The organism is Streptomyces sp. NPDC046831 (genome assembly GCF_040645305.1).
GTDB lineage: Bacteria > Actinomycetota > Actinomycetes > Streptomycetales > Streptomycetaceae > Streptomyces.
Genome location: NZ_JBEYXZ010000018.1, coordinates 82,746 through 103,112, shown reverse-complemented (window position 1 = coordinate 103,112; position 20,367 = coordinate 82,746). Strand labels below are relative to the sequence as shown.

The 20,367-nt window shown below is 75.5% G+C and carries 20 protein-coding genes; 8 read left to right on the top strand and 12 right to left on the bottom strand.

The window, feature by feature from the left end; translation table 11 throughout:
• The first annotated feature begins 27 nt into the window (after window positions 1-27).
• Window positions 28-750, top strand: coding sequence for a 3-keto-5-aminohexanoate cleavage protein (locus ABZ920_RS17675; protein WP_361505119.1), 723 nt, complete (start codon window positions 28-30; stop codon window positions 748-750).
• Between the two features lie 27 nt (window positions 751-777).
• Here the strand turns inward: ABZ920_RS17675 and soxR are convergent, their stop codons facing one another.
• On the bottom strand, window positions 778-1,299 hold the full coding sequence (gene soxR, locus ABZ920_RS17670) for a redox-sensitive transcriptional activator SoxR (RefSeq protein ID WP_361505116.1): 522 nt from the start codon (window positions 1,297-1,299) through the stop codon (window positions 778-780).
• Between the two features lie 134 nt (window positions 1,300-1,433).
• On the opposite strand from soxR, the gene ABZ920_RS17665 reads away from it, so the two are divergent.
• Complete coding sequence (locus tag ABZ920_RS17665) at window positions 1,434-1,895, top strand: MaoC family dehydratase (protein WP_361505114.1); 462 nt, start codon at window positions 1,434-1,436, stop codon at window positions 1,893-1,895.
• Between the two features lie 240 nt (window positions 1,896-2,135).
• Here ABZ920_RS17665 and ABZ920_RS17660 read toward each other — a convergent pair whose 3' ends face one another.
• The 3 genes from ABZ920_RS17660 to ABZ920_RS17650 all read right to left on the bottom strand — a co-directional run bounded on the left by ABZ920_RS17660 (window position 2,136) and on the right by ABZ920_RS17650 (window position 4,405).
• Window positions 2,136-2,762: a TetR/AcrR family transcriptional regulator gene (locus tag ABZ920_RS17660; protein ID WP_361505111.1), complete on the bottom strand. Its 627-nt coding sequence runs from the start codon at window positions 2,760-2,762 to the stop codon at window positions 2,136-2,138.
• 145 nt (window positions 2,763-2,907) lie between these two features.
• Window positions 2,908-3,195, bottom strand: coding sequence for a YiaA/YiaB family inner membrane protein (locus tag ABZ920_RS17655; protein ID WP_361505109.1), 288 nt, complete (start codon window positions 3,193-3,195; stop codon window positions 2,908-2,910).
• 58 nt (window positions 3,196-3,253) lie between these two features.
• Window positions 3,254-4,405, bottom strand: coding sequence for an acyl-CoA dehydrogenase family protein (locus tag ABZ920_RS17650; RefSeq protein ID WP_361505106.1), 1,152 nt, complete (start codon window positions 4,403-4,405; stop codon window positions 3,254-3,256).
• 88 nt (window positions 4,406-4,493) lie between these two features.
• Here ABZ920_RS17650 and ABZ920_RS17645 point away from each other — a divergent pair, with 88 nt between their 5' ends.
• On the top strand, window positions 4,494-5,135 hold the full coding sequence (locus ABZ920_RS17645) for a TetR/AcrR family transcriptional regulator (RefSeq protein WP_361505104.1): 642 nt from the start codon (window positions 4,494-4,496) through the stop codon (window positions 5,133-5,135).
• 246 nt (window positions 5,136-5,381) lie between these two features.
• Window positions 5,382-6,344: a DMT family transporter gene (locus ABZ920_RS17640; RefSeq protein ID WP_361505213.1), complete on the top strand. Its 963-nt coding sequence runs from the start codon at window positions 5,382-5,384 to the stop codon at window positions 6,342-6,344.
• Window positions 6,345-6,374: 30 nt separating this feature from the next.
• On the opposite strand, the gene ABZ920_RS17635 is transcribed toward ABZ920_RS17640, so the two are convergent.
• From ABZ920_RS17635 to ABZ920_RS17605, 7 genes are all read right to left on the bottom strand, one after another.
• Window positions 6,375-7,457: a Zn-dependent alcohol dehydrogenase gene (locus ABZ920_RS17635; protein ID WP_361505101.1), complete on the bottom strand. Its 1,083-nt coding sequence runs from the start codon at window positions 7,455-7,457 to the stop codon at window positions 6,375-6,377.
• 14 nt (window positions 7,458-7,471) lie between these two features.
• Entirely contained in the window at window positions 7,472-8,860 is a 1,389-nt protein-coding gene (locus tag ABZ920_RS17630; RefSeq protein WP_361505099.1) for an aldehyde dehydrogenase family protein, read from the bottom strand.
• Window positions 8,861-9,222: 362 nt separating this feature from the next.
• On the bottom strand, window positions 9,223-9,945 hold the full coding sequence (locus ABZ920_RS17625; protein WP_361505096.1) for a class F sortase: 723 nt from the start codon (window positions 9,943-9,945) through the stop codon (window positions 9,223-9,225).
• Window positions 9,932-10,654 carry a hypothetical protein gene (locus ABZ920_RS17620; RefSeq protein ID WP_361505093.1) on the bottom strand — a complete coding sequence of 241 codons (723 nt, stop codon included), beginning with the start codon at window positions 10,652-10,654 and terminating at the stop codon, window positions 9,932-9,934. The genes ABZ920_RS17625 and ABZ920_RS17620 overlap by 14 nt, the downstream gene beginning before the upstream one ends.
• 423 nt (window positions 10,655-11,077) lie before the next feature.
• Window positions 11,078-13,345, bottom strand: coding sequence for a molybdopterin oxidoreductase family protein (locus ABZ920_RS17615; protein ID WP_361505090.1), 2,268 nt, complete (start codon window positions 13,343-13,345; stop codon window positions 11,078-11,080).
• Window positions 13,346-13,481: 136 nt separating this feature from the next.
• Complete coding sequence (locus ABZ920_RS17610) at window positions 13,482-14,096, bottom strand: TetR/AcrR family transcriptional regulator (protein ID WP_361505087.1); 615 nt, start codon at window positions 14,094-14,096, stop codon at window positions 13,482-13,484.
• A gap of 101 nt (window positions 14,097-14,197) precedes the next feature.
• Window positions 14,198-14,737: a hypothetical protein gene (locus tag ABZ920_RS17605; protein ID WP_361505084.1), complete on the bottom strand. Its 540-nt coding sequence runs from the start codon at window positions 14,735-14,737 to the stop codon at window positions 14,198-14,200.
• 151 nt (window positions 14,738-14,888) lie between these two features.
• On the opposite strand from ABZ920_RS17605, the gene hmgA reads away from it, so the two are divergent.
• The 4 genes from hmgA (at window position 14,889) to ABZ920_RS17585 (ending at window position 19,975) form a co-directional block, all read left to right on the top strand.
• Window positions 14,889-16,205, top strand: coding sequence for a homogentisate 1,2-dioxygenase (gene hmgA, locus ABZ920_RS17600; RefSeq protein WP_361505082.1), 1,317 nt, complete (start codon window positions 14,889-14,891; stop codon window positions 16,203-16,205).
• Window positions 16,206-16,233: 28 nt separating this feature from the next.
• On the top strand, window positions 16,234-16,983 hold the full coding sequence (locus ABZ920_RS17595; RefSeq protein ID WP_361505080.1) for a GntR family transcriptional regulator: 750 nt from the start codon (window positions 16,234-16,236) through the stop codon (window positions 16,981-16,983).
• A 33-nt stretch (window positions 16,984-17,016) separates the two neighbouring features.
• A complete protein-coding gene (locus ABZ920_RS17590) occupies window positions 17,017-18,192 on the top strand; it encodes a type ISP restriction/modification enzyme (protein ID WP_361505077.1) in 1,176 nt (391 codons plus the stop codon).
• A 574-nt stretch (window positions 18,193-18,766) separates the two neighbouring features.
• The gene (locus ABZ920_RS17585; RefSeq protein ID WP_361505074.1) at window positions 18,767-19,975 is read left to right on the top strand and encodes a CaiB/BaiF CoA-transferase family protein; all 1,209 of its coding nucleotides are present in this window, start codon (window positions 18,767-18,769) and stop codon (window positions 19,973-19,975) included.
• A 40-nt stretch (window positions 19,976-20,015) separates the two neighbouring features.
• On the opposite strand, the gene ABZ920_RS17580 is transcribed toward ABZ920_RS17585, so the two are convergent.
• Window positions 20,016-20,282, bottom strand: a complete 267-nt coding sequence (locus ABZ920_RS17580) for a hypothetical protein (RefSeq protein WP_361505071.1) — start codon at window positions 20,280-20,282, stop codon at window positions 20,016-20,018.
• Between the last annotated feature and the right edge of the window lie 85 nt (window positions 20,283-20,367).

Below are 20,367 nucleotides of genomic sequence, written 5' to 3'. Positions count from 1 at the left end.
CCGGGCTCGCCGGGGAAGACCACCGGGGTGATACAGGTCTGCCTCAACGGGGCCCGTGGAGCCCGCGACGGCGCGGCAATTCCGCTCACCCCGCACGCGATGGCCGAGTCCGCCGCCCGGGCCGTCGCGGCCGGTGCCGCGGACGTCCATCTCCACCCCAAGACACGGTGCGGGCGGGACACGCTGTCCCCCCGGGTGGTGGCGGCGGCGGTGGGGGCCGTCCGGGCCCGTGTGCGGGTACCGGTCGGTGTGACCACGGGCGTCTGGGCCGAGCCCGACCCGGCGGCCCGGCCGGCGCGCGTGCGCGCGTGGACGGTGCTGCCCGACCACGCCTCGGTGAACTGGCACGAGCCCGGGGCGGAGGAACTGGCCGCCGCGCTGCTGGACCGGGGCGTGGGCGTGGAGGCGGGCGTCTGGTCGGGCACGGAGGGCGCGGCCCGGTTCGCCGCTTCGCCGCTCGGCCCGAGGGTGCTGCGGGTGCTCGCGGAGGTGACCGACACGGACCCGGCGACGGCCGGGGAGTCCGCGCGCGCCCTGCTGGCCGGCCTCGGCGACGCGCACGGCCGGCCCGTCCTGCTGCACGGCGAGGACGGCGGTGCCTGGCCGGTGCTGCGGCTGGCGGGGCGCCTGGGCCTGGCCACCCGCATCGGCCTGGAGGACACACTGCTGCTGCCGGACGGGCAACGCGCCTCGTCGAACGCCGAGTTGGTCGCGGAGGGCGTGCGGCTGCACCGCGGCAGCGCCCTGTAGCACACGGCCGCGGGCGGGCAGCCGGCGTCAGCGGCAGGTGTCGGGCTCCGGCCGCTGCGTCCGCGCCCGGGACGGCTCACCGCGCCGGCCGTTCCCCCGTTCCACCATCAGGCGGGAGCCCGCGCGCTCCTCGCCGAACACGTCGTCCGGGTTGGACAGCACGCAGGTGTCCAGGGACAGGCAGCCGCAGCCGATGCAGTCGGTGAGGTGGTCGCGCAGGCGGTTGAGCTGTTTGATGCGCTCCTCCAGTTCCGAACGCCAGACCTCGGAGAGCCGCGCCCAGTCCTCGCGTGTGGGAGTGCGTTCCTCGGGGAGTTCGGCGAGCGCCTCGCGGATCGTGGCCAGCGGGATGCCGACGCGCTGCGCGGCCCGGATGAAGGCGACCCGCCGCAGCGTGTCACGGGTGTAGCGGCGCTGGTTGCCCGAGGTGCGGCGGCTGCTGATGAGGCCCTTGGACTCGTAGAAGTGCAGGGCGGAGACGGCGGCGCCGCTGCGCGCGGACAACTGGCCGACGGTCAGCTCGTGGATCTTCTCGGGAATCTTGGGCACCCCCCAGAGCCTACCCACCGGATCCGCGGCCCCGGCCCGTTGACTTGAGCCCCGGACCCGACCATGCTAAGCAGTTGCTTAGACAGGTCGGCGTCGACGACGCGGACGACGGAGCAACGCGAGAGGCCGGGCACATGGCAGAGCCGAGGATCTTCACCTCCGCCGACGAGCTGAAGTCGGCGGTGGGCGAGCAGCTGGGGTACACCGACTGGCTGGAGGTCGACCAGAAGCGCATCGACCTGTTCGCCGAGGCCACCGGGGACCACCAGTGGATCCACGTCGACCCGGAGAAGGCCGCCGCGGGGCCCTTCGGCACGACCATCGCTCACGGCTATCTGACCCTGTCGCTCCTCCCGCTCTTCGGCCCGCAGCTCATCGGGGTCGAGGGCATGAAGATGGGCGTCAACTACGGCACCAACAAGGTCCGTTTCCCCGCCCCGGTCCCGGTCGGATCGCGGCTGCGCGCCACCGCGACGATCAGCGCGGTGGACGACGTGCCGGGCGGCGTGCAGGTGACCGTCGCCTTCACCGTGGAGCGCGAGGGCGGCGACAAGCCGGTGTGCGTCGCGGAGTCGGTGGCGCGGTACTACCTGTAGGAGGTCCGGCTCCCGGACACCGCGCGGGGCTGGCTCCCGAACGCCGCGCGGGGCCGTGGCCCGGACGCCGCGCGGGGCTGGCTCCCGAACGCCGCGCGGGGCCGTGGCCCGGACGCCGCGCGGGGGCCGTACGTCCGGACGCCGCGCGGGGCCGTACGTCCAGAGACCGCGCGGTTCCTGGCGTGCGCGCCGCGCCGCGGCCGAGAGGCGCCGCGGCGTGGCGGCCCGGGGGCGTCCGGGCTACTTCGCCGCCCCCACCATCCGCAGCACGAGGTCGGCGTAGAGCGCGCCGACCTCCTCGGGCGTCCGGGGGCCGTCCACGCTGAACCAGCGGGCGACGTCGATGCACAGGGAGAGAACGGCCAGCGTGGTGCCGTTCACGTCGAGCACGTCGAACTCGCCCGACGCCGCGCCCTCCTCGATGATTCCGCGCACCTCGGCGTCGACCTGCCGGCGCAGCGCGAGGATCTCCGCGCGGGCGTCGGGACCGAGCGAGTCCAGCTCGTACTGCACGACCCGGGCCGTGGTGCGCCCGCCGGCGTGCCAGCGCACGAAGGAGCTCACGGCGTCGGCGAGCCGCTCGGTCGCGCTTCCCTCGCGCCGGGCCGCCGTCCGCAGGATCTCCAGGGCCTTCTCGTGACCGATCCGGCTGATGCGGTGGAGGAGCTCTTCCTTGGTCTTGTAGTGGATGTAGAGCGCGGCCGGGCTCATGCCGGCGCGGCCCGCGATGTCGCGGGTGGTGGTCGCGTGGTAGCCCCGCTCGGCGAAGGCCTCCACGGCGGCCACGAGCAGTCGCCGGGCCGCGTCAGGCGTGACCTCGCCCCACGGCTGCGCCTCGCCGCCGGCCGTCTCCTCCGCCGTACTCATCGCTGGCTCGCCCCTTCCTCGGTCTTGGGCTCCACCATACCGCCGAAGGTGAGCGACCGCTTAGAGCGGCCGCCGGGCGGGTGACGGCCGCCGGCGCGGGCAGCGGTTCCGGGCACGGCGAGGGCGCGGGCCGGCGGGAACGCCGCTACAGCTTCTCGAAGGGGTCGTGCTCGGCGAGCAGCTTCTCCAGCCTGGCCTGGTCGACCCGGCTGACGATCCGCCCCTCCTCCTGGCGGTCCCTGATCACCTTGGCGAGCGTGAACGCCGAGGTGACGAGGTACAGGACGGCGATGCCCAGGAACGCCCGCACCCAGGAGTCGGCGTCCAGCCGGACGATGCCGATCGCGGTCGCCGCCAGGGCCACCGCGAAGGACGCGACCGCCTGCCCGTAGAAGGCGGCGGTGCTCTGCTGCTTGACCGGAGTCTCGTTCATGCGGAAAGCGTCACCGGGCGGGGCCGGCGACGCATCCGCGCGACTACTCAGAAGGTACTCAGAAGGCCGAAACCCCGGTCAGCGCACGGCCGATGACCAGCTTCTGGATCTGGCTGGTGCCCTCGTAGAGGGTCATCACCCGGGCGTCGCGCAGCAGCTTGCCCGCCGGGTACTCGTCGATGTAGCCGTAACCGCCGAAGACCTGCAGGGCGTTGTTCGCCGCGCGCACCGCGGCCTCCGAGGCGAACAGCTTGGCCTTGGAGGACTCCACCGTGAAGGGCAGCCCGCGGTCGATCAGGTCCGCGACCCGCCAGGTCAGCAGCCGGGCGGCGTCCACGTCGACGGAGATGTCGCTGATCAGCTCCTGGACGAGCTGGTGGTGGGCGATGGTCTTGCCGAACTGCTCGCGCTCCCCCGCGTACCGCACCGCCGCGTCCAGCGCGGCCTGGGCTATGCCGACGCAGCCGGCCGCCACCGACATCCGGCCCTTGGCCAGTGCCGTCATCGCGACGGAGAAGCCCTTGCCCTCCGGGGCCAGCATCGCGGACGCGGGGACCCGCACGTCCTCCAGGACCAGCTCCGCGGTGGCCTGGCCGCGCAGGCCGAGCTTGCCGTGGATCGTGCGGCGGGTCAGGCCGGGAGTGTCGGTCGGCACCAGGAAGGCGCTGACGCCCTTGTGGCCGGGGGCGTCCGTGGAGCGGGCGAAGAGGAGGACGACATCGGCCCAGGTGCCGTTGGTGATGAACATCTTGGTGCCGTTGACGACGTAGTCGTCCCCGTCCCGCACCGCCCGGGTGGCCAGGTTGCCCGCGTCCGAACCGGTACCGGGCTCGGTCAGGCCGAAGCAGCCGACGAGTTCGCCGGAGGTCAGGCCCGGCAGCCACCGCCGCTTCTGCTCCTCGCTCCCCCAGGCGGCGATCGACTTGGCGACCAGGCCGAGGGAGACGGAGACGATCCCGCGCACGGAGGAGTCGCCGCGGCCGAGCTCCTCGGTCACCAGGCAGTACGCCAGGTGGTCGCCGCCCGAGCCGCCGTACTCCTCGGCGATCGTCAGCCCGAGGAAGCCGACCTCGCCGAGCTTCTTCACGATCGACCGGTCGACCTCCTCGGCCCGGTCCCACGCCACGACGTGCGGGGCGATCTCGCCCTCGACGAAGTCCCTGGCCAACTGCCGCACCGCGGCCTGTTCCTCGCTGAGTCCGAGGTTCATGACGGATCACCCCACCTGTAGCGACTGTGAAAGCCGTACATTTAAATTAGCACTGCTAGTTTAATGCCGCAGCCCTACTATGTGCGCCATGGCCCGACCGCGCAAGCCCCTCCTCAGCACCGACCGCATCGTCACGACGGCGCGGGGCCTCGTGGACGCGGAGGGCCTGGCGGCGGTCTCCACCCGCCGCCTCGCCGCCGAGCTGGGGGTGAGCGGGCCCTCGCTGTACAACCACTTCCGCACCAAGGACGAGATCCTGGAGGCGGTCGCGGACTCGGTGAGCTCCCAGGTCGACCTGTCGATGTTCGAGGACGGCCGGGACTGGCGGACCGCGCTGCACGACTGGGCCGTCTCCTACCGGGCCGCGCTGCGCGACCACCCGAACATCGTGCCGGTGCTCGCCCGCGGCCCCGGCCGCCGTCCGGCCGGGCTGCGGCTCGCCGACGCCGTCTACGGCGCCATGGTCGACGCGGGCTGGCCGCCCGCGCAGGCGACGTCCATCGGCGCGCTGATGCGGTACTTCGTCATGGGCTCCGCGCTCGGTTCCTTCGCGGGCGGCTTCGTGGACGACGCGAGCGCCTACGACCCCGCCGACTATCCGCACCTGCAGCAGGCCCACCTGCTGGCCGAGCAGCAGGAGAAGATCGACGAGCGGGCCTTCGAGACGGGTCTCACGGCCCTGCTGGACGGCCTCGCGCAGCAGTACCGGGACGTGCGGCGGGAGGCGTAGGCGGCCTTCCGGGGCGCCTGGGACCCGGGCTCCCCGGCCGGGCGTCCGCCCGGGCGCGCCCCCGCCACGCCGGCGTCCCCCGGCGGCCGGGCCGGCCGGCGGGCGCCGGCGTCCCCGGCCGGTTGTCGGCTTCCCGGCCCGGTCACCGAGGTCCCTCACGCCGGCCGCGGCGGTCCGCCGCCTCCGGCGTCCCGTCCGGAACGCGCCAGCCCGTCGCCCACCGCCCCTCCTAGCCTGTGGAGCATGATGAACGCCTCCCCGTTCCGTCCCGCCCGCCGCGCCGAGCTGCTCGCCGCCGGCGCGGCCACCGTCACCGTCGTCCTGTGGGCCTCGGCCTTCGTGTCCATCCGCAGCGCGGGCGCCGCGTACTCACCGGGTGCGCTGGCGCTCGGACGGCTGCTCGCCGGCGCCGTGACGCTGGGGGTGTTCTGTCTCGTGCGGCGTGAGGGATGGCCCCCGCGGGCGGCCTGGCGCGGGATCGCGATATCCGGGGTGCTCTGGTTCGGCTTCTACATGGTCGCCCTGAACTGGGGCGAGCAGCAGGTGGACGCCGGCACGGCCGCCCTGGTCGTCAACATCGGACCGCTGCTGATCGCCCTGCTCGGCGCGCGGCTGCTCGGCGACACCATGCCGCCGCGGCTGCTGGCGGGCATGGCCGTGTCGTTCGCGGGCGCGGTGACCGTGGGACTGTCGATGTCGGGCTCGGGCGGGTCCTCGGTGCTCGGGGTGGTGCTCTGCCTGCTCGCCGCGGTCGCGTACGCCGCGGGGGTGGTCTCGCAGAAGCCCGCCCTGGGCAGCGCCAGTCCGCTGCAGGTCACCACGTTCGGCTGCCTGGTCGGGGCGGTGGCGTGTCTGCCGTTCGCGGGCGCCCTGGTCCACGAGGCCGCCCACGCGCCGGTGTCCGCGACGCTCAACATGGTGTACCTGGGGGTCTTCCCGACCGCCCTGGCGTTCACCACCTGGGCGTACGCGCTGGCCCGTACGACCGCGAGCCGCATGGGCGCGACCACGTACGCCGTGCCCGCCCTGGTGGTGCTGATGTCGTGGCTGGCGCTGGGCGAGGTGCCGGGGCCGTTGACGCTGGTGGGCGGGGTGCTGTGCCTGGCGGGCGTGGCCGTGTCCCGCTCGCGGCGGCGGACCGGCGGGGGGACCGGCGCCCGGGACACGGCTGCCGAGCCGCGGCCCGGGCGGGTGTCCGAGCGCGCCTGAGGGCGTGGACGGAGCCCGGGGCGCCGGGCGTCAGAAGACGACCAGCGCCCGTCCGCCCTTGCCGGCCTCCATGTTCGCGAACGCCGCCGGGATCGAGTCGAGGTCGATCCGCTCGGTCACCAGCGCCCCGAGGTCCAGGCGCCCGGCGCGGACGTGGCCGGCGAGCACGGGCAGGTCGCGGGCCGGGTCGGAGTTGCCGTACACGCAGCCGGACAGGGTCCGGCCCCAGTGGAAGATCTCCAGCGCGTTGAAGGTGACCTGCTGGTCGGTGCCGCCGATGCCGACGACGGTGGTGCGGCCGCCGCGGCGGGTGGACTCCCAGGCGGCCCGGATGGTGACCGCGCGGCCCACGCACTCGACCGAGACGTCGACGCCCTGCCTGCCGGTCAGGGCGCGGATCTCGCGGGGCGTGTTCTCGGAGGCGACCAGGTACTCGGTGGCGCCGGCCGCCCGCGCCAGCTCCTCCTTCTCCGGGGAGACGTCGACGGCGACGATCGTCGAGGCCCCGGCGATCCGGGCGGCCTGGAGGGCGGCCAGGCCCACCCCGCCGGCGCCGAACACGGCGACCGTCTCCCCGGGCCGGACCTGCGCCGCGTGGTGGACGGCGCCGTAGCCGGTGAGGACGGCGCAGCCCAGGAGGGCCGCGTCGGTGAGCGGGACGCCGTCGGGCAGCGGCAGGGCGCAGGATGCGGGGACCACCGTCTCCTCGGCGAAGGCGGCCACGTTCAGGCCCGGGTGCAGGTCGGTGCCGTCGACGGTGCGGGCGTGCAGGTCGGCGGCGCCGCTGAGGGCGTTGGCGCACAGCCAGACCTCGCCGAGCGAGCAGGCGTGGCAGCCGCCGCAGGACGGCGCCCAGTTGAGGACGACGCCGTCGCCAGGGGCGACGTGGGTGACGCCCTCGCCGACGGCGACGACGGTGCCCGCGCCCTCGTGGCCGAGGACGGCGGGGACCGGCACCCGCATGGTGCCGTTGGACAGGGAGAGGTCGGAGTGGCACACCCCTGCGGCGGCGAGGCGGACCCGGACCCGGCCGGGGCCCGGTTCCGGCAGCTCGATCCCGGTGATCTCCAGGGGGGAGCCGATGGCGGGCAGGACGGCGGCGCGGACGGCCATGGTGGGCAGCTCCCCTAGAACTGGAGGGACTTGGTCTGGAGGTACTCGGTGAGGCCGTGGACGCCGAGCTCGCGGCCGACGCCCGACTGCTTGTAACCGCCGAACGGGGCCAGCGGGTTGAAGCGGCCGCCGTTGATGTCGACCTGGCCGGTCTCCATCCGGCGCGCGAAGGCCACCGCCTCCGCCTCGTCGCCCGCCCAGACGGCTCCCGCGAGGCCGTAGACGGTGCCGTTGGCGATGCGCAGGGCGTCCTCCTCGTCCTCGTAGCGGAGGATGCTGAGCACCGGGCCGAAGATCTCCTCCTGCGCGATCACCATGTCGGGGGTGACGTCGGCGAAGACGGTGGGGCTGACGAAGTAGCCCTTCTCGCGCGGCGCGTCGGGGCCGCCCGCGACGAGGCGGGCGCCCTCGGCGACACCCTTCTCGATGTAGCCGCGCACCCGCTCCTGCTGCCGCGCGCTGACCACCGGGCCGATGCGGTCCCCGTACTTGGCGGCGGCCGCCGCGGCCAGCGCCACGGCCTCGTCGTACTGGTCGCGGTGCACCAGCATGCGCGTCCAGGCGCTGCAGGTCTGGCCGGAGTTGGACATGACGTTGGCGACGCCGACGTTGACCGCCTTGGCGAGGTCGGCGCTCGGCAGGATCACGTTGGCGGACTTGCCGCCGAGTTCCAGGGCGACCTTCTTCACGGCGGCCCCCGCGATCGCGCCGATGCGCCGGCCGACGGCCGTGGAGCCGGTGAAGGAGACGAGGTCGACGCCGGGGTGCTCGGCGAGGGCCTGGCCGGCGACCGGGCCGAGGCCGGTGACCAGGTTGAAGACGCCGGCCGGGACGCCGGCCTCGTGCACGGCCCCGGCGAACAGCCGGGCGGTCAGCGGGGTGTCCTCGGCCGGCTTCAGCACGACCGTGCAGCCCGCGGCCAGGGCCGGGGCGACCTTGGCGACGATCTGGTGGAGCGGGTAGTTCCAGGGCGTGATGGCGCCGACCACGCCGACCGGCTCGTGGTGGACGGTGGAGTTGCCGACCTTCTCCTCGAAGGCGTACGTGGCGGCCAGCTCGGCGTACGAGCCCGCGACCGCGATCGGCACGGCCGCGTGGACCGCCTGCGAGAACGCCGGCGGGGAGCCCAGTTCGGCGGTGACGGTCGCGGCGATCTCGTCCTTGCGGGCCACGAGCGCGTCCCGGAGGGCCGCCAGCCGCGCGGCCCGCTCCGCGGGCGGGGTCGCGGCCCACGACGGCAGTGCGGCGCGGGCGGCGCGCACGGCGGTGTCGACGTCCTCGGCGGTGCCCGCGGGGACGGTGGCCACGACCTGTTCGTCGGCCGGGTTCACCACCTCGATGACGTCGTGGCCCGCGGCGGGGCGCCAGGCGCCGTCGATGTACATGCCGTCGTCTGCCTTCATCGTGCTCCTCCGGGGCGGGTGCGTCGTCACAACCTACCGACAGCCCCACAAACTAGCGCCGATAGTTTTCGGGCGCCAGAGAGACTTTCGCCGCCCGCCCGAAGGGGCGGCCGCGAGCGGACCGGAGCGGACCCGGAGGGCACTGACGGTGGCCGGTGGACACCCGTGCAGGCCGGCGCGGCCCGCAGGGGTGGGCGCCGCTCGCGTCCGCGGCCTCTCCGGGTCCGAAGGGCCGGTCCGGGGCCGTGCCGCTCCGGGGCCGGACGGACACTCCTCGCCGTGCCGGGTCGCGGGGAGGGCGCGGCGCGGGGTCTCCGGCTCCGGCGCGGCGGCGGGCCGGGAGCCGGGGGCGCGCACCCCGGTCACCTGGTCGCCGTCAGATGGGCGAAGACGACGACGTTGCTGGAGTAGCCCGTCGTGCGGGTGTAGAGGCCGCCGCAGGTGAGCAGGCGGAGCTCGGGGCGCCTGCTGCGCCCGTACACCTCCTTGTCGGGGAAGTGCGCCTTGTCGAAGACCCGCACCTTGTCCACGGTGTAGACGGCGGTGCGGCCGTCGGCGCGCCGGGCCTCGATGTGCTTGCCGGGCTCCACCTGGCCGAGCGCGGCGAAGACGGCGGCGCCCGTCCTGGTGTCGCGGTGCCCCACGGCGACGGCGGTGCCCGCCTCGCCGGGCGACGGCCCGTCCCGGTACCAGCCGACGAGCCTGGGTTCGTCGACCGGCGGCGTGCGCAGGCCCCGGTTGCGGTCCAGGCCCAGCCCGACGACGGGTGCGTCGATCCCGAGGGAGGGGATGCGCAGCGAGGTGGCCCGGGACCGGGGCAGCGGCGGTGGGGGCGGCTCGGACGGTGCCGTGGGGCTCGGGCCGGCCGCCTCGCCCCGGCGCCCGCCCGCGCCGCCCTCGGAGGGGGACGGGCCGGCCGGCGCCACGGCACGGGGGCCGGCGGCCCACAGCGGTCCGGTGGGTTCGTGGTGCCCCCCGTACAGGTATCCCGCCGTCACCAGGACGGCCGCGACCGCGGCCGTCCTGCCGATGCGGGAGGGACGGGTCCCGCACCGGGGCCTGCGGCTGCGTCTACGCGGCACCACGGGGGCGCCGGCGCACGAGCCGGAGGTACACCGCGCAGCAGACCGCGACGAGGCCCACGCCCGCCGCCGCCGTCACCGGCGAGAACGCCGTGGGCGCGAGTCCGCCGCCGCCCGCGTGGACGCCGCCCCTGGGGCCGCCATCCCGGTCGCCCTGGCCGCGGCCCGGGTCCTCGCCGCCCCGGCCCACCTCCCCGCGGCCGCCGTCCTCGTTGCCGTGGCCGGGGCCCTCGTTGCCGCGCCCGTGGTCCGCGATCTGGCCGGCCGGCCCCTGCGCCCCGTCGTGCCGCTGGTCCTCGTCGCGGCAGTTGACGCGGAAGATCTTCTCCCGCACATTGCCGGCGACGGTCCACATCAGCCGGTACTGGCCGTCCGACAGCCCCAGGGGATCGGTGTGGCCCGCGCCGCCGGCCAGGGCGATCGTGCCGCTCACAATGGCCTGCGTGGGCAGCGGCGGCTGCGCCTGGATGGTGTACGCGATGGCCGTGAGGGTGTCGAAGTTGACGGCGTCCAGGTAGAACCGGCAGACCACGGGGTCGTCCTTGGAGACGCCGAAGGGCACGCCCACCCGGTGGATCTTGATGTCGCCGGCTTCTCCTTGAGCATGGGCGTCCGGCGCCGCCAGCCACGTGGCACCCGCCGCCGTGAGGATCGTGAGGGCGGCGGCACCGGCGCGGGCTCCGGTGGTACGTGGGAGTGTCGAGGTCGGCATGCGTGCTCCTCCGAGTCAGACGATTTTCATACAAATCGCTCTTCCACTGACTCTCTTTCACGTCCGCTCCCCGCGGCGCGGCACCGACGGGCGACGCGCCGTCGAAGTCCGCTCGTCCGGCGCAACCGCGCTCCCTTCGGGCGGCCGCGCGGGGCCGTCCGGCACCCGTCGGCGTGCCCTCCGGCCCGGTCGCCGGCCCTCGGGGCCCGCAGCCCGGCAGCCCGGCCCGACCCTCGGCGCCCGGCGCGCTCCCGGCACGCGCACGACACCGGCCCCGCCCGAGCCCGGCGGCGGCACGCCGGGCCGCCCGCCCTCGCGGCGGCCGGCGACGTGTGCGAGAGCGAGGACGCCGTACGGGGCCGCGGCGGGGGCCGGGAGCGCCGGCCGGGGCCCGGCTCCGCCCCGCCCGGCGGGCCCGGGCTGTCAGCCGGCGGGAGCCGGTTCGGTGGCCGCCTGCTCCACGGGCGACAGTTCGACGGGCACGCCGTTGAGGACCGCGTTGCCCGAGAGCGGGTCGAGCAGGCTGCCGTCGAGGAGCTGGTTGACGTTGACGCCCGGGTCGGCCGCGGCGTGCCTGAGCCGCGTGCCGGGCCGGTCGTGGCCCCAGCCGTGCGGCAGGCTCACCACGCCGGGGCGCACGCCGTCGGTGACCTCGGCCGGCGCGGTCACCTCTCCCCCGGCCCCCTTGACGCGCACCGCAGCGCCGTCGCGGATGCCCAGACGGCCGGCGTCGTCGGGGTGGATGTGCAGGGTGCAGCGGTTGGAACCGCCGGTCAGGGCAGGCACGTTGTGCATCCAGCTGTTGTTGGAGCGCAGGTGCCGGCGGCCGACGAGGAGGATGCCCTCCCGGCGCTCGCCGAGCGCCCCGCGCAGCCGCGGCAGGTCGTCCGCGATCGGCCGCGGCAGCAGCTCGATCCTGCCGCTGACGGTCCGCAGCGGCTGGGGCAGGCGCGGGCGCAGCGGCCCGAGGTCGATGCCGTGCGGGTGGTCGAGCAGCCTGGCCAGGCCGAGCCCGTCCGGCCGGGCGCCGAAGCCGTCGCCGTAGGGGCCGAGGCGCAGCATCATGTCCAGGCGGCGCTCGGGTCCGTTCTCGCCGGTGAGCAGGGCGGCCAGCTCCTTCGGGTCCCGGCCGTGGACGGGCGAGTGCGGGTCCCCCACCGCCTTGCCGAGCGTCTGCTCGACCACCATCGCGTCGACGGCCGCCGGGTCGGCGCCGGGGCCGCCCAGGCCGGAGACGGCGAGGATCAGCCGGGCCAGGATCTCGGTCTCGGCCATCCGGCCGGGTTCGAGGGGGACGGCGGGGCGGGTGTAGCGGACCTGGTTGCGCACGGCGAGGGTGTTGAAGGCGAAGTCGTGGTGCGGGCTCTGCGCGGGCGGCGGCGGGGGCAGCACGACGTGGGCGTGGCGCGAGGTCTCGTTCAGGTACGGGTCGACGCTGACCATGAAGTCCAGCGAGCCGAGGGCCTTGTCGAGCCGGTCGCCGTCGGGGGCGGACAGCACGGGGTTGGCGGCGACGGCGATCAGGGCCCGGACCGGCTCGCCCTCCTCGGTGGCGGTGTCGATCTCCTCGGCGAGCGCGGCCAGCGGCATCTCCCCCTTGGCCTCGGGGTGCCGGCTCACCCGGGAGTGCCAGCGGCCGAGCGCGAAGCCGCGTCCGGGCCCGGCGGGCCGGGGCGTCCGGTCGGTGGCGGCCTGCGGGAACAGGGCGCCGCCGGGCCGGTCGAGGTTGCCGGTCAGGATGTTCAGGACGTCCACCAGCCAGCTGGCCAGGGTGCCGTGCGGGACGGTGCAGCTGCCGATGCGGCCGTAGACGGCGGCGGTGGGGGCGGCGGCGAGCTCGCGGGCGAGCGTCCGGATGGTCGGGGCGTCGACGTCGCAGGCCGCGGCGACGGCCTCGGGGGTGAAGTCGGCGAGGGCGTCGCCGACTTCACCGAGCCCCTGGACGTGCGGAGCGAGGTCCCCGAGGTCGACGAGGTTCTCCTCGTACAGCACGTGCGCCATCGCGGCCAGCAGCAGGGCGTCGGTGCCGGGCCGGATGGGGATGTGGCGGTCGGCGAGCCGGGCCGTGCGCGTGCGGCGCGGGTCGACGACGGTGAGGGTGCCGCCGCGGGCCTTGAGGGCCTTCAGCCGGCCGGGGAAGTCGGGGGCGGTGCACAGACTCCCGTTGGACTCCAGGGGGTTGGCGCCGAGGAGGAGCAGGTGGTCGGTGCGGTCGAGGTCGGGCACGGGGATGGCGTTCGCGTCGCCGTAGAGCAGGCCGCTGGAGACGTGCTTGGGCATCTGGTCGACCGTGGACGCGGTGAACACGCTGCGGGTGCCGAGGGCGCCGATCAGGACCGGCGGGTACAGCCCGCCGGCCATGGTGTGCACGTTGGGGTTGCCGAGGACGACCGCGACCGAGTGCGGCCCGTACCGCTCGGCGACCGGCCGGATCCCGGCGGCGACCGCGTCGAACGCCTCCTCCCAGGTGGCCTCCCGCAGCTCCCCGCCCCGGCGGACCAGCGGAGCGCGAAGCCGGTCGGGGTCGGCGTCGACGGCGCCGAAGGAGGCGCCCTTGGGGCAGATGAACCCCTTGCTGAAGACGTCGTCCCGGTCACCGCGGGCACCGGTGACGCGGGTGCCCTCGATGGTGAGCGTCAGCCCGCAGGTGGCCTCGCAGAGGGGACAGATTCGCAGGGCGGTGCGGGACACGGGTCCTCCCGGAGGACGGCGGCGGCGCGGTACTCCGGCGAGCATACCGACCGGTAGGCATGGTGGGGAGGGGTTCGCGGAAGGTCTCCCGGGGACGAGGGGCCTGCCGCGCGGATGCCGGGGGGCTCCGGTTCCCTCAGTCCAGCACCCGCGCCAGGTACGCCAGGAGCATCTCCCGCATCTCCCCGATGACCGCCTCGTCGCCCACCGGGTCGGCGCGGAACGCCAGCTGGATGAGCGAGTCGGCGGTCTCCACGGCGATCAGGACGGTGCGGCGCAGGTCGTCGTCGGCTGCGCGGCCCAGGTGGCCGGCCAGCAGCGCGGTGAGCCGGTCGGCGACCCGGTGGTTGGGCTCGTGGCGGCTGCCGACGGGAAGCTGGTTGCCGAAGTCGACCAGGGAGAAGCCCGGAGCGGTCCGCTTCATCGTCAGGTACTCGTCGAGCACGGTGTCCAGGGCCGCGCGCCAGCCTCCGCCGCCGGTCTCCCCGAGCCGCTCGGCGACGCGTTCGGTGTACCGCTCCAGGTTGCGCTCGGCGAGAGCGTCGGCCATCGCGCGCTTGTTGCCGAAGAAGCGGTAGACCGAGCCGATGGGGACACCGGCCCGCAGCGCGACGGCCCGTGTGCTCAGGTCGTCGTAGCCCACCTCGTCGAGGAGGTCGGCGCAGGCGTCGAGGATCCTGGTCAGCCGTTCGGCGCTGCGCCGCTGCACGGGTGCGCGGCGGAACGGGGTCGCTGGGGGCACGGGCCTCATGATGCCCGCCGGCCGCGGATCAGTGAAGCGCGCCCGCACCGCCGGGCCGGCCCCGGAAGGGGCTGCTCGCGCCGTCCGGGTCCGCCGGCCCGTGGCTGCCGTCACGGCGAGGCCCGTGCCGACGGCGACGTCGGCCCGGCCCCCGCCGCCTGCGACAGCGTGATGTCCGCCGTCTCCTCGACCGGCCGCCCGGACACGGCCCACACCGTGCCGTCGTCGGCGTGCAGCCGGGCGGTGACGTGGTGGGTCCCGCGGTGCGCGAGGCGCGCGGACAGGTGGTACCGGGGGCCGTGCAGGCGGGCGGCCGGGTGGCCGTCGACCAGGAGCAGCGCATGGCCGCGTCCCGCCACCGCCCGCGGCGCCGTGCCCGGCGGCGAGAAGCGGAAGCGGTGGACGGTCAGCCGTACGTCCCAGCCGCCCGCGGTGTCGGGCTGCACCTCGATGGCGAGCCGGGGCGCGTCGCGGGCGTCCACCTCGCGGTAGCGCCGCCCGGACCCGTCGGTGGAGTCCAGCAGCCTGCCCGCCGAGGGGGCCGGCGCGCCGCCCCGCACCTCCTTGCCCTCCGGGCCGCAGGCGGCCGGGCCGGACAGCAGGACACAGACCGCCAGCGAGGTGCCGAGGGCTCGGTTCCAGGACGCCATGCCGGGGAGCGTAGAACACCGGTTCGGCCCGCCGGATCCGCCCGGCGTCGGGTTCCGGCCATCCCCGGGAAGGAGGACCGGAACCCCCTTGCGCCGGGGGAAACCGCAATCCTACGGTGTGCCATAGGAATCAGATGGCAAGGGAGCGATCATGAGCGGGGACGCACGCAAGACCGCCGAGGCACTGACCTACCTCTCCGGTTTCGGCAACGAGCACAGCTCGGAGGCGGTTCCGGGCGCCCTGCCCGAGGGCCGCAACTCCCCGCAGCGCGCTCCCCTCGGCCTGTACGCGGAGCAGCTCAGCGGTACGGCGTTCACCGAGCCGCGCGCCCACAACCGCCGCTCCTGGCTGTACCGCATCCGCCCCTCGGCCGCGCACTCCGCGTTCACGCGCACCGGCAACGGCGCGATCCGCACGGCACCGTTCACCGAGGCGGTGCCCGACCCCAACCGCCTGCGCTGGAACCCGCTCCCGGAACCCGCCGGCGGCACCGACTTCCTGGCCGGCCTGTGGACCCTCGGCGGCAACGGCGACGCCACCCAGCGCACCGGCATGGCCGTGCACCTGTACCACGCCAACTCCTCGATGGAGCGGGTCTTCAGCGACGCCGACGGGGAGCTGCTGGTCGTGCCCGAGCGCGGCGGGCTGCTGCTGCGCACGGAGTTCGGCCTCCTGCACGCCGAGCCGGGCCACGTCGCGCTGATCCCGCGCGGGGTGCGCTTCCGCGTGGAGCTTCTGGACGGTACGGCCAGGGGCTACGTCTGCGAGAACTACGGCGCCCCCTTCCACCTCCCCGACCTCGGCCCCATCGGGGCCAACGGCCTCGCCAACGCCCGCGACTTCCGGGCGCCCGTCGCCGCCTACGAGGACGTGGAAGGCCCGGTGGAGGTGGTGAACAAGTTCTGCGGCAACCTCTGGACGGCCACGTACGACCACTCGCCGCTCGACGTCGTCGCCTGGCACGGCAACCACGTGCCGTACGTCTACGACCTGCGCCGCTTCAACGTGATCGGCACCATCAGCTACGACCACCCCGACCCGTCGATCTTCACGGTGCTCACCTCGCCGAGCGACACCCCGGGCCTGGCCGGCGTGGACTTCGTCGTCTTCGCGCCGCGCTGGCTGGTGGGCGAGGACACCTTCCGGCCGCCGTACTTCCACCGGAACGTGATGAGCGAGTACATGGGCCTGATCGAGGGCGCCTACGACGCCAAGGCCGAGGGCTTCGTGCCGGGCGGCGGCTCGCTGCACAACATGATGTCGGCGCACGGCCCGGACCGGGAGACGTTCGACCGGGCGAGCGCCGCCGAGCTGAGGCCGCAGAAGGTGGACGACGGGCTGGCGTTCATGTTCGAGACCCGCTGGCCGGTGACCCTGACGCCGCACGCGGCGGGCGCGGAGCACCTGCAGCAGGCGTACGACGGGGTCTGGGAGGGCCTTCAGCGGCACTTCCGCCCGTTGCGCTGAGCGATGTCCGACCGGTACGGATAGCCCCGTGACCTCCTTCGCCCCGGATTCGATCGTCCTGAACCGCAAACTGCCGCTGTGGTACCAGGTGTCGCAGTCGCTGCGTGCCTCGATACTCGGGCGCTCGCCCCGGGACCCGCTGCGCCTGCCCACCGAGGAGCAGCTGGCGGAGCACTACGGCGTGAGCGTGCTGACCATGCGCCAGGCGCTCAAGGAGCTGGAGGACGAGGGGCTGATCACGCGCCGCCGCCGGCTCGGCACGTTCATCGAGCCCGGTGCGCGCCGGGGCTCCCCGGTACGGCTGCTGGGCTCGGTGGACGCGATCGTGGCCCAGCAGTCCGGCATGCGGACCCGGCTGCTGGACCGGGGCACGGTGCCGGTGCCCGGCGAGATCGCCGAGTTCTTCCCGGACCTCGGCGAGGTGGCGACGTACCACCGGCTGCGCAGCGACGAGAAGACGGGCGAGCCGACCAACCACGCCCGCAACTACGTCCGTCCCGAGCTGGCCGAGCGCATCGCCCCGGACGACCTGGCGCGGTGGCCGATGACGAAGGTGCTGCGGGACGTCGTGGGCGTGGGCATCAGCCGGATCACCGACACCGTGGAGGCCCGGCTGGCGGACCCGGACACGGCACGGCTGCTCGAGGTGCCGCTGCTCAGCCCGATCCTGCACTACACGGGCATCACCTACGGGACGGACGGCCGGCCGCTGGACGTGGCGGTGATCCACTACCGCGGCGACCGCTTCTCCTTCACGGTCACGCTCGATGCCACCTGAGACCGCCCCGTGCGGCCCGCGCCCCGTCGTACGATGCCCGGCGTGACGCACGACGACGCTCCGCTGCTGGCGGACCTCATGCCGTGGTCCGTCGCACCGCCGCGGCTCGGCCGGGGGTGGCCGGCGGCCCCCGACGCGGCCTGCCTGACAGCGCGCTGGGACGCCCTGGTCCAGGCCGTCGGGCCGGACCGGGAGGCCCTGTTCGAGCCGACCCGCTCCCGCACGCTGCACACGGCGGTCGGGCAGCTGCCGGGCCGGTCCGGCGGCACCGGCAGACTGGCCCGCGCGGCGGGCCCCTGCCCCGCGCCGGTGCGGGTGCTGCGGGCGCCCTTCGACGAGCAGTGGCTGATCCCGGACCACCGGCTGATCGACGCGGCCCGCCCGGAGCTGTGGCGGGTGGCGGACGCGGGCCAGGTCTTCGCGGTCGAGACGGCCGCCGTGCCGGGCGGCACGGGGCCGCTGCTGCTGGCGACGAGTCTGCTGCCCCTCCTCGGGCCCGGCCGGGTCCGCCCGCTGTACCGCCGCCCGGGAGGCGTGGAACCCAATCTGGCCCCCGGCCTGACCGGGCTCCTGGCCGACCGCCTGGGCCACCGCCCCGACCCGGTCGACGTCCTCGCCTGGATCCTCACGGCGGTGCGCCCCGGTCCCGGTGGGCTCGCCGTCCCGCTGACCGGGGACGCCGGACTCTGGGCGGCCGGCGTCGAGTCGGGCCGCCGCGCGCTCTGGCTGATGCGCCGCGACGGGGACCGCCCCAAGCTGCCGGGCGGCCGCCGCCCCTACGTCCGCGCGCCCCTGCCGGCCCGGCCGCTGACCCTCCACTACGACCGCGACGAGGAGACCCTGCACCTGGACGGGGGCCGCATCTCCCCGGTGCCGGCCGCGGCGTGGGACTTCGAGGCCGGCGGCGGGCGCGTGCTGGAGCGGTGGTTCGCGGCCCGGACGGCCGAGGCGGAGCCCGGCACCCTGGCCGCGATCCGCCCGGCGGCCTGGCCGCAGGCGTGGACGTCCGAACTGCTCGAACTGATCACGGTCCTGACCCTGCTCGCCGAACTGCCCCCGCTGCGGCCGGAAGCGGCGGCCGGCGCCCCGATCACGGCGGCGGACCTGCGCGCGGCGGGCGTGCTGCCGGTGCCGCGGACGGCCCGCCGCCCCGCGTCCGTGCTCGACTTCCACGAGGAGGGCCCGGAGGGCCAGTTCGCCCTGCTCTGAGCACGGACGTCCGGACCCCGGCAGCGGCCGGGCCGCGCTCCCCGGGGGCGCGCGAGGGTGCGGAGGCGTCGCGCTGCCCGCCCGCCCGGACACCCGCTCCAGGTCGGCCGGCACCGGTCACCGCGCGAGGCCCGCCGCCGGCGGCGGGGTGCCCGACCGCGCCGCCGCAGGCGGTTCCGTCGTGGCCGGCTGCGCAGCCGCGCCTGCCGGCCGGCACCGGTCCCCGCGCGAGAGCCGCCGCCGGCCGCGAGTGCCCGACCGCGGTGCTCCTGGGGTTCCGTCGCGGCTTCGCAGCCGCCGGCCGGCGGACGGCCTGCCGGGCGGGTGGTCCGGCGGGAGCACGGGCATGGCTGCGTCGACGCGGGGCAGTGGCGTCCGCGGGGACCGTGGTGGCGGCCGGACCGCGGCCTGTGACGAAGCCCTCACGACCTCCGCTCGCGCGGGCGGCGCGTACGCGGGCCGGGGCCGGCACGGAATGACCGGCCGCCCCCGGACCGCGACCGGCCGGCCCGGGAGCCCGGGCGGTCTCCGGTCCGCGGTGCTCGGCTGGTGACAGGACCGCCGCTCAGACGACATGATCCCTTCCGTGGACCAGCTCCCCCTGCCCCTGGAGGGCATCACCGTCGTCGCCGTCGAGCAGGCGGTCTCCGCCCCGTTCGCGACCCGGCAGCTCGCCGACCTCGGCGCCCGGGTCATCAAGGTCGAGCGGGTCGACGGCGGCGACTTCGCACGGGGGTACGACACCGCCGCCGCCGGACTCGCCTCGCACTTCGTGTGGTGCAACCGCGGCAAGGAGTCGATCGCGCTGGACCTGAAGAACCCGCGGGGCCTGGACGTCGTCCGCCGGCTGGTCGCCGGCGCGGACGTGTTCGTGCAGAACCTCGCCCAAGGTGCCGCGGCCCGGCTCGGCCTGGACGCCGCCACGCTGTGCGCCGCGCACCCGCGGCTGGTCGCCGTCGACATCTCGGGGTACGGGTCCTCGGGGCCGTACGCGGACAAGCGGGCCTACGACATGCTCGTGCAGTGCGAGGCCGGACTGGTGTCGGTGACCGGCACGCCGGAGCAGCCGGTGAAGGCGGGCATCCCGGCGGCCGACATCGCGGCGGCCATGTACGCCTTCTCAGGGGTGCTCGCGGCCCTGGTGCGGCGTGGCACGACCGGGCGCGGCGGCCCGGTGGAGGTGTCGATGCTGGAGGCCCTCGCGGAGTGGATGGGCCACCCGCTGCACCACGCGATGCACGGCGGCACTCCGCCCGCTCGCACGGGTCTCGCGCACGCCGTCATCGCGCCCTACGACGCCTACGCGACCGCGGACGGCGGCCGGGTGCTGCTGTCGGTGCAGAACGACCGCGAGTGGCGGCGGCTGGCCGAACAGGTGCTGGACCAGCCGGAGGCGGGGACGGCACCGGAGTACGCGACGAACGCGGCCCGGGTGGCGAACCGGCGGCGCACCGACGACCTGGTCGCGAAGGCGCTGGGCGCGCTGGCCACCGACGAGGCGCTGGCGCGGCTGGAGGGAGCGGGCATCGCCTGCGCGCGGCTGCGCGGCGTCGACGAGGTGGCGCGGCACCCTCAGCTGGCGGCCCGCGAGCGGTGGCGGGAGGTGGGGACGCCGGTGGGGCCGCTGCGGGCGCTGCTGCCGCCGATCACGCTGCCGGGCGGATCGGCGCCGCGCATGGGGGACGTGCCCGCGCTCGGTCAGCACACCGAGGCGCTGCTGCGTGCCGTGGGGATGACGGACGACGAGATCGCAGCGCTGCGCCGGGACGGTGTGGCGGCCTGAGCGCGGGTCCTGGTGGACGGCGCGGGGACGCCGCGCCCGGTCAGTGCCCGCCGAAGAGCGAGCGGCGCAGCCGGCGCAGCGGCGCGAACAGCGACACCCGGCTGACCCGTGCGCCCCTGCCCGTGCGGTCGTGCGTGTCACGCGCGGTCAACTCGCGCATCAGCGAGGTGGCCTCGGCCGTCTCGCGCTGCGGGACGGCAGGTCCCGCCAGCACCGCGAGATGGCGGTCGAGACGCGAACTGGTCGCGCTGCTCCCGCAGGTGATCGCAGGAACCCTCGCCCTGCTGCGCACTGTTATCTGCTCCATGTCACTCCCCACCCGTACGAGTCCACCCGGCCCGGGCAGAGTAACCCTATCGCCCCGTCGGGGCACCCGTGTATCGCGGCCACAC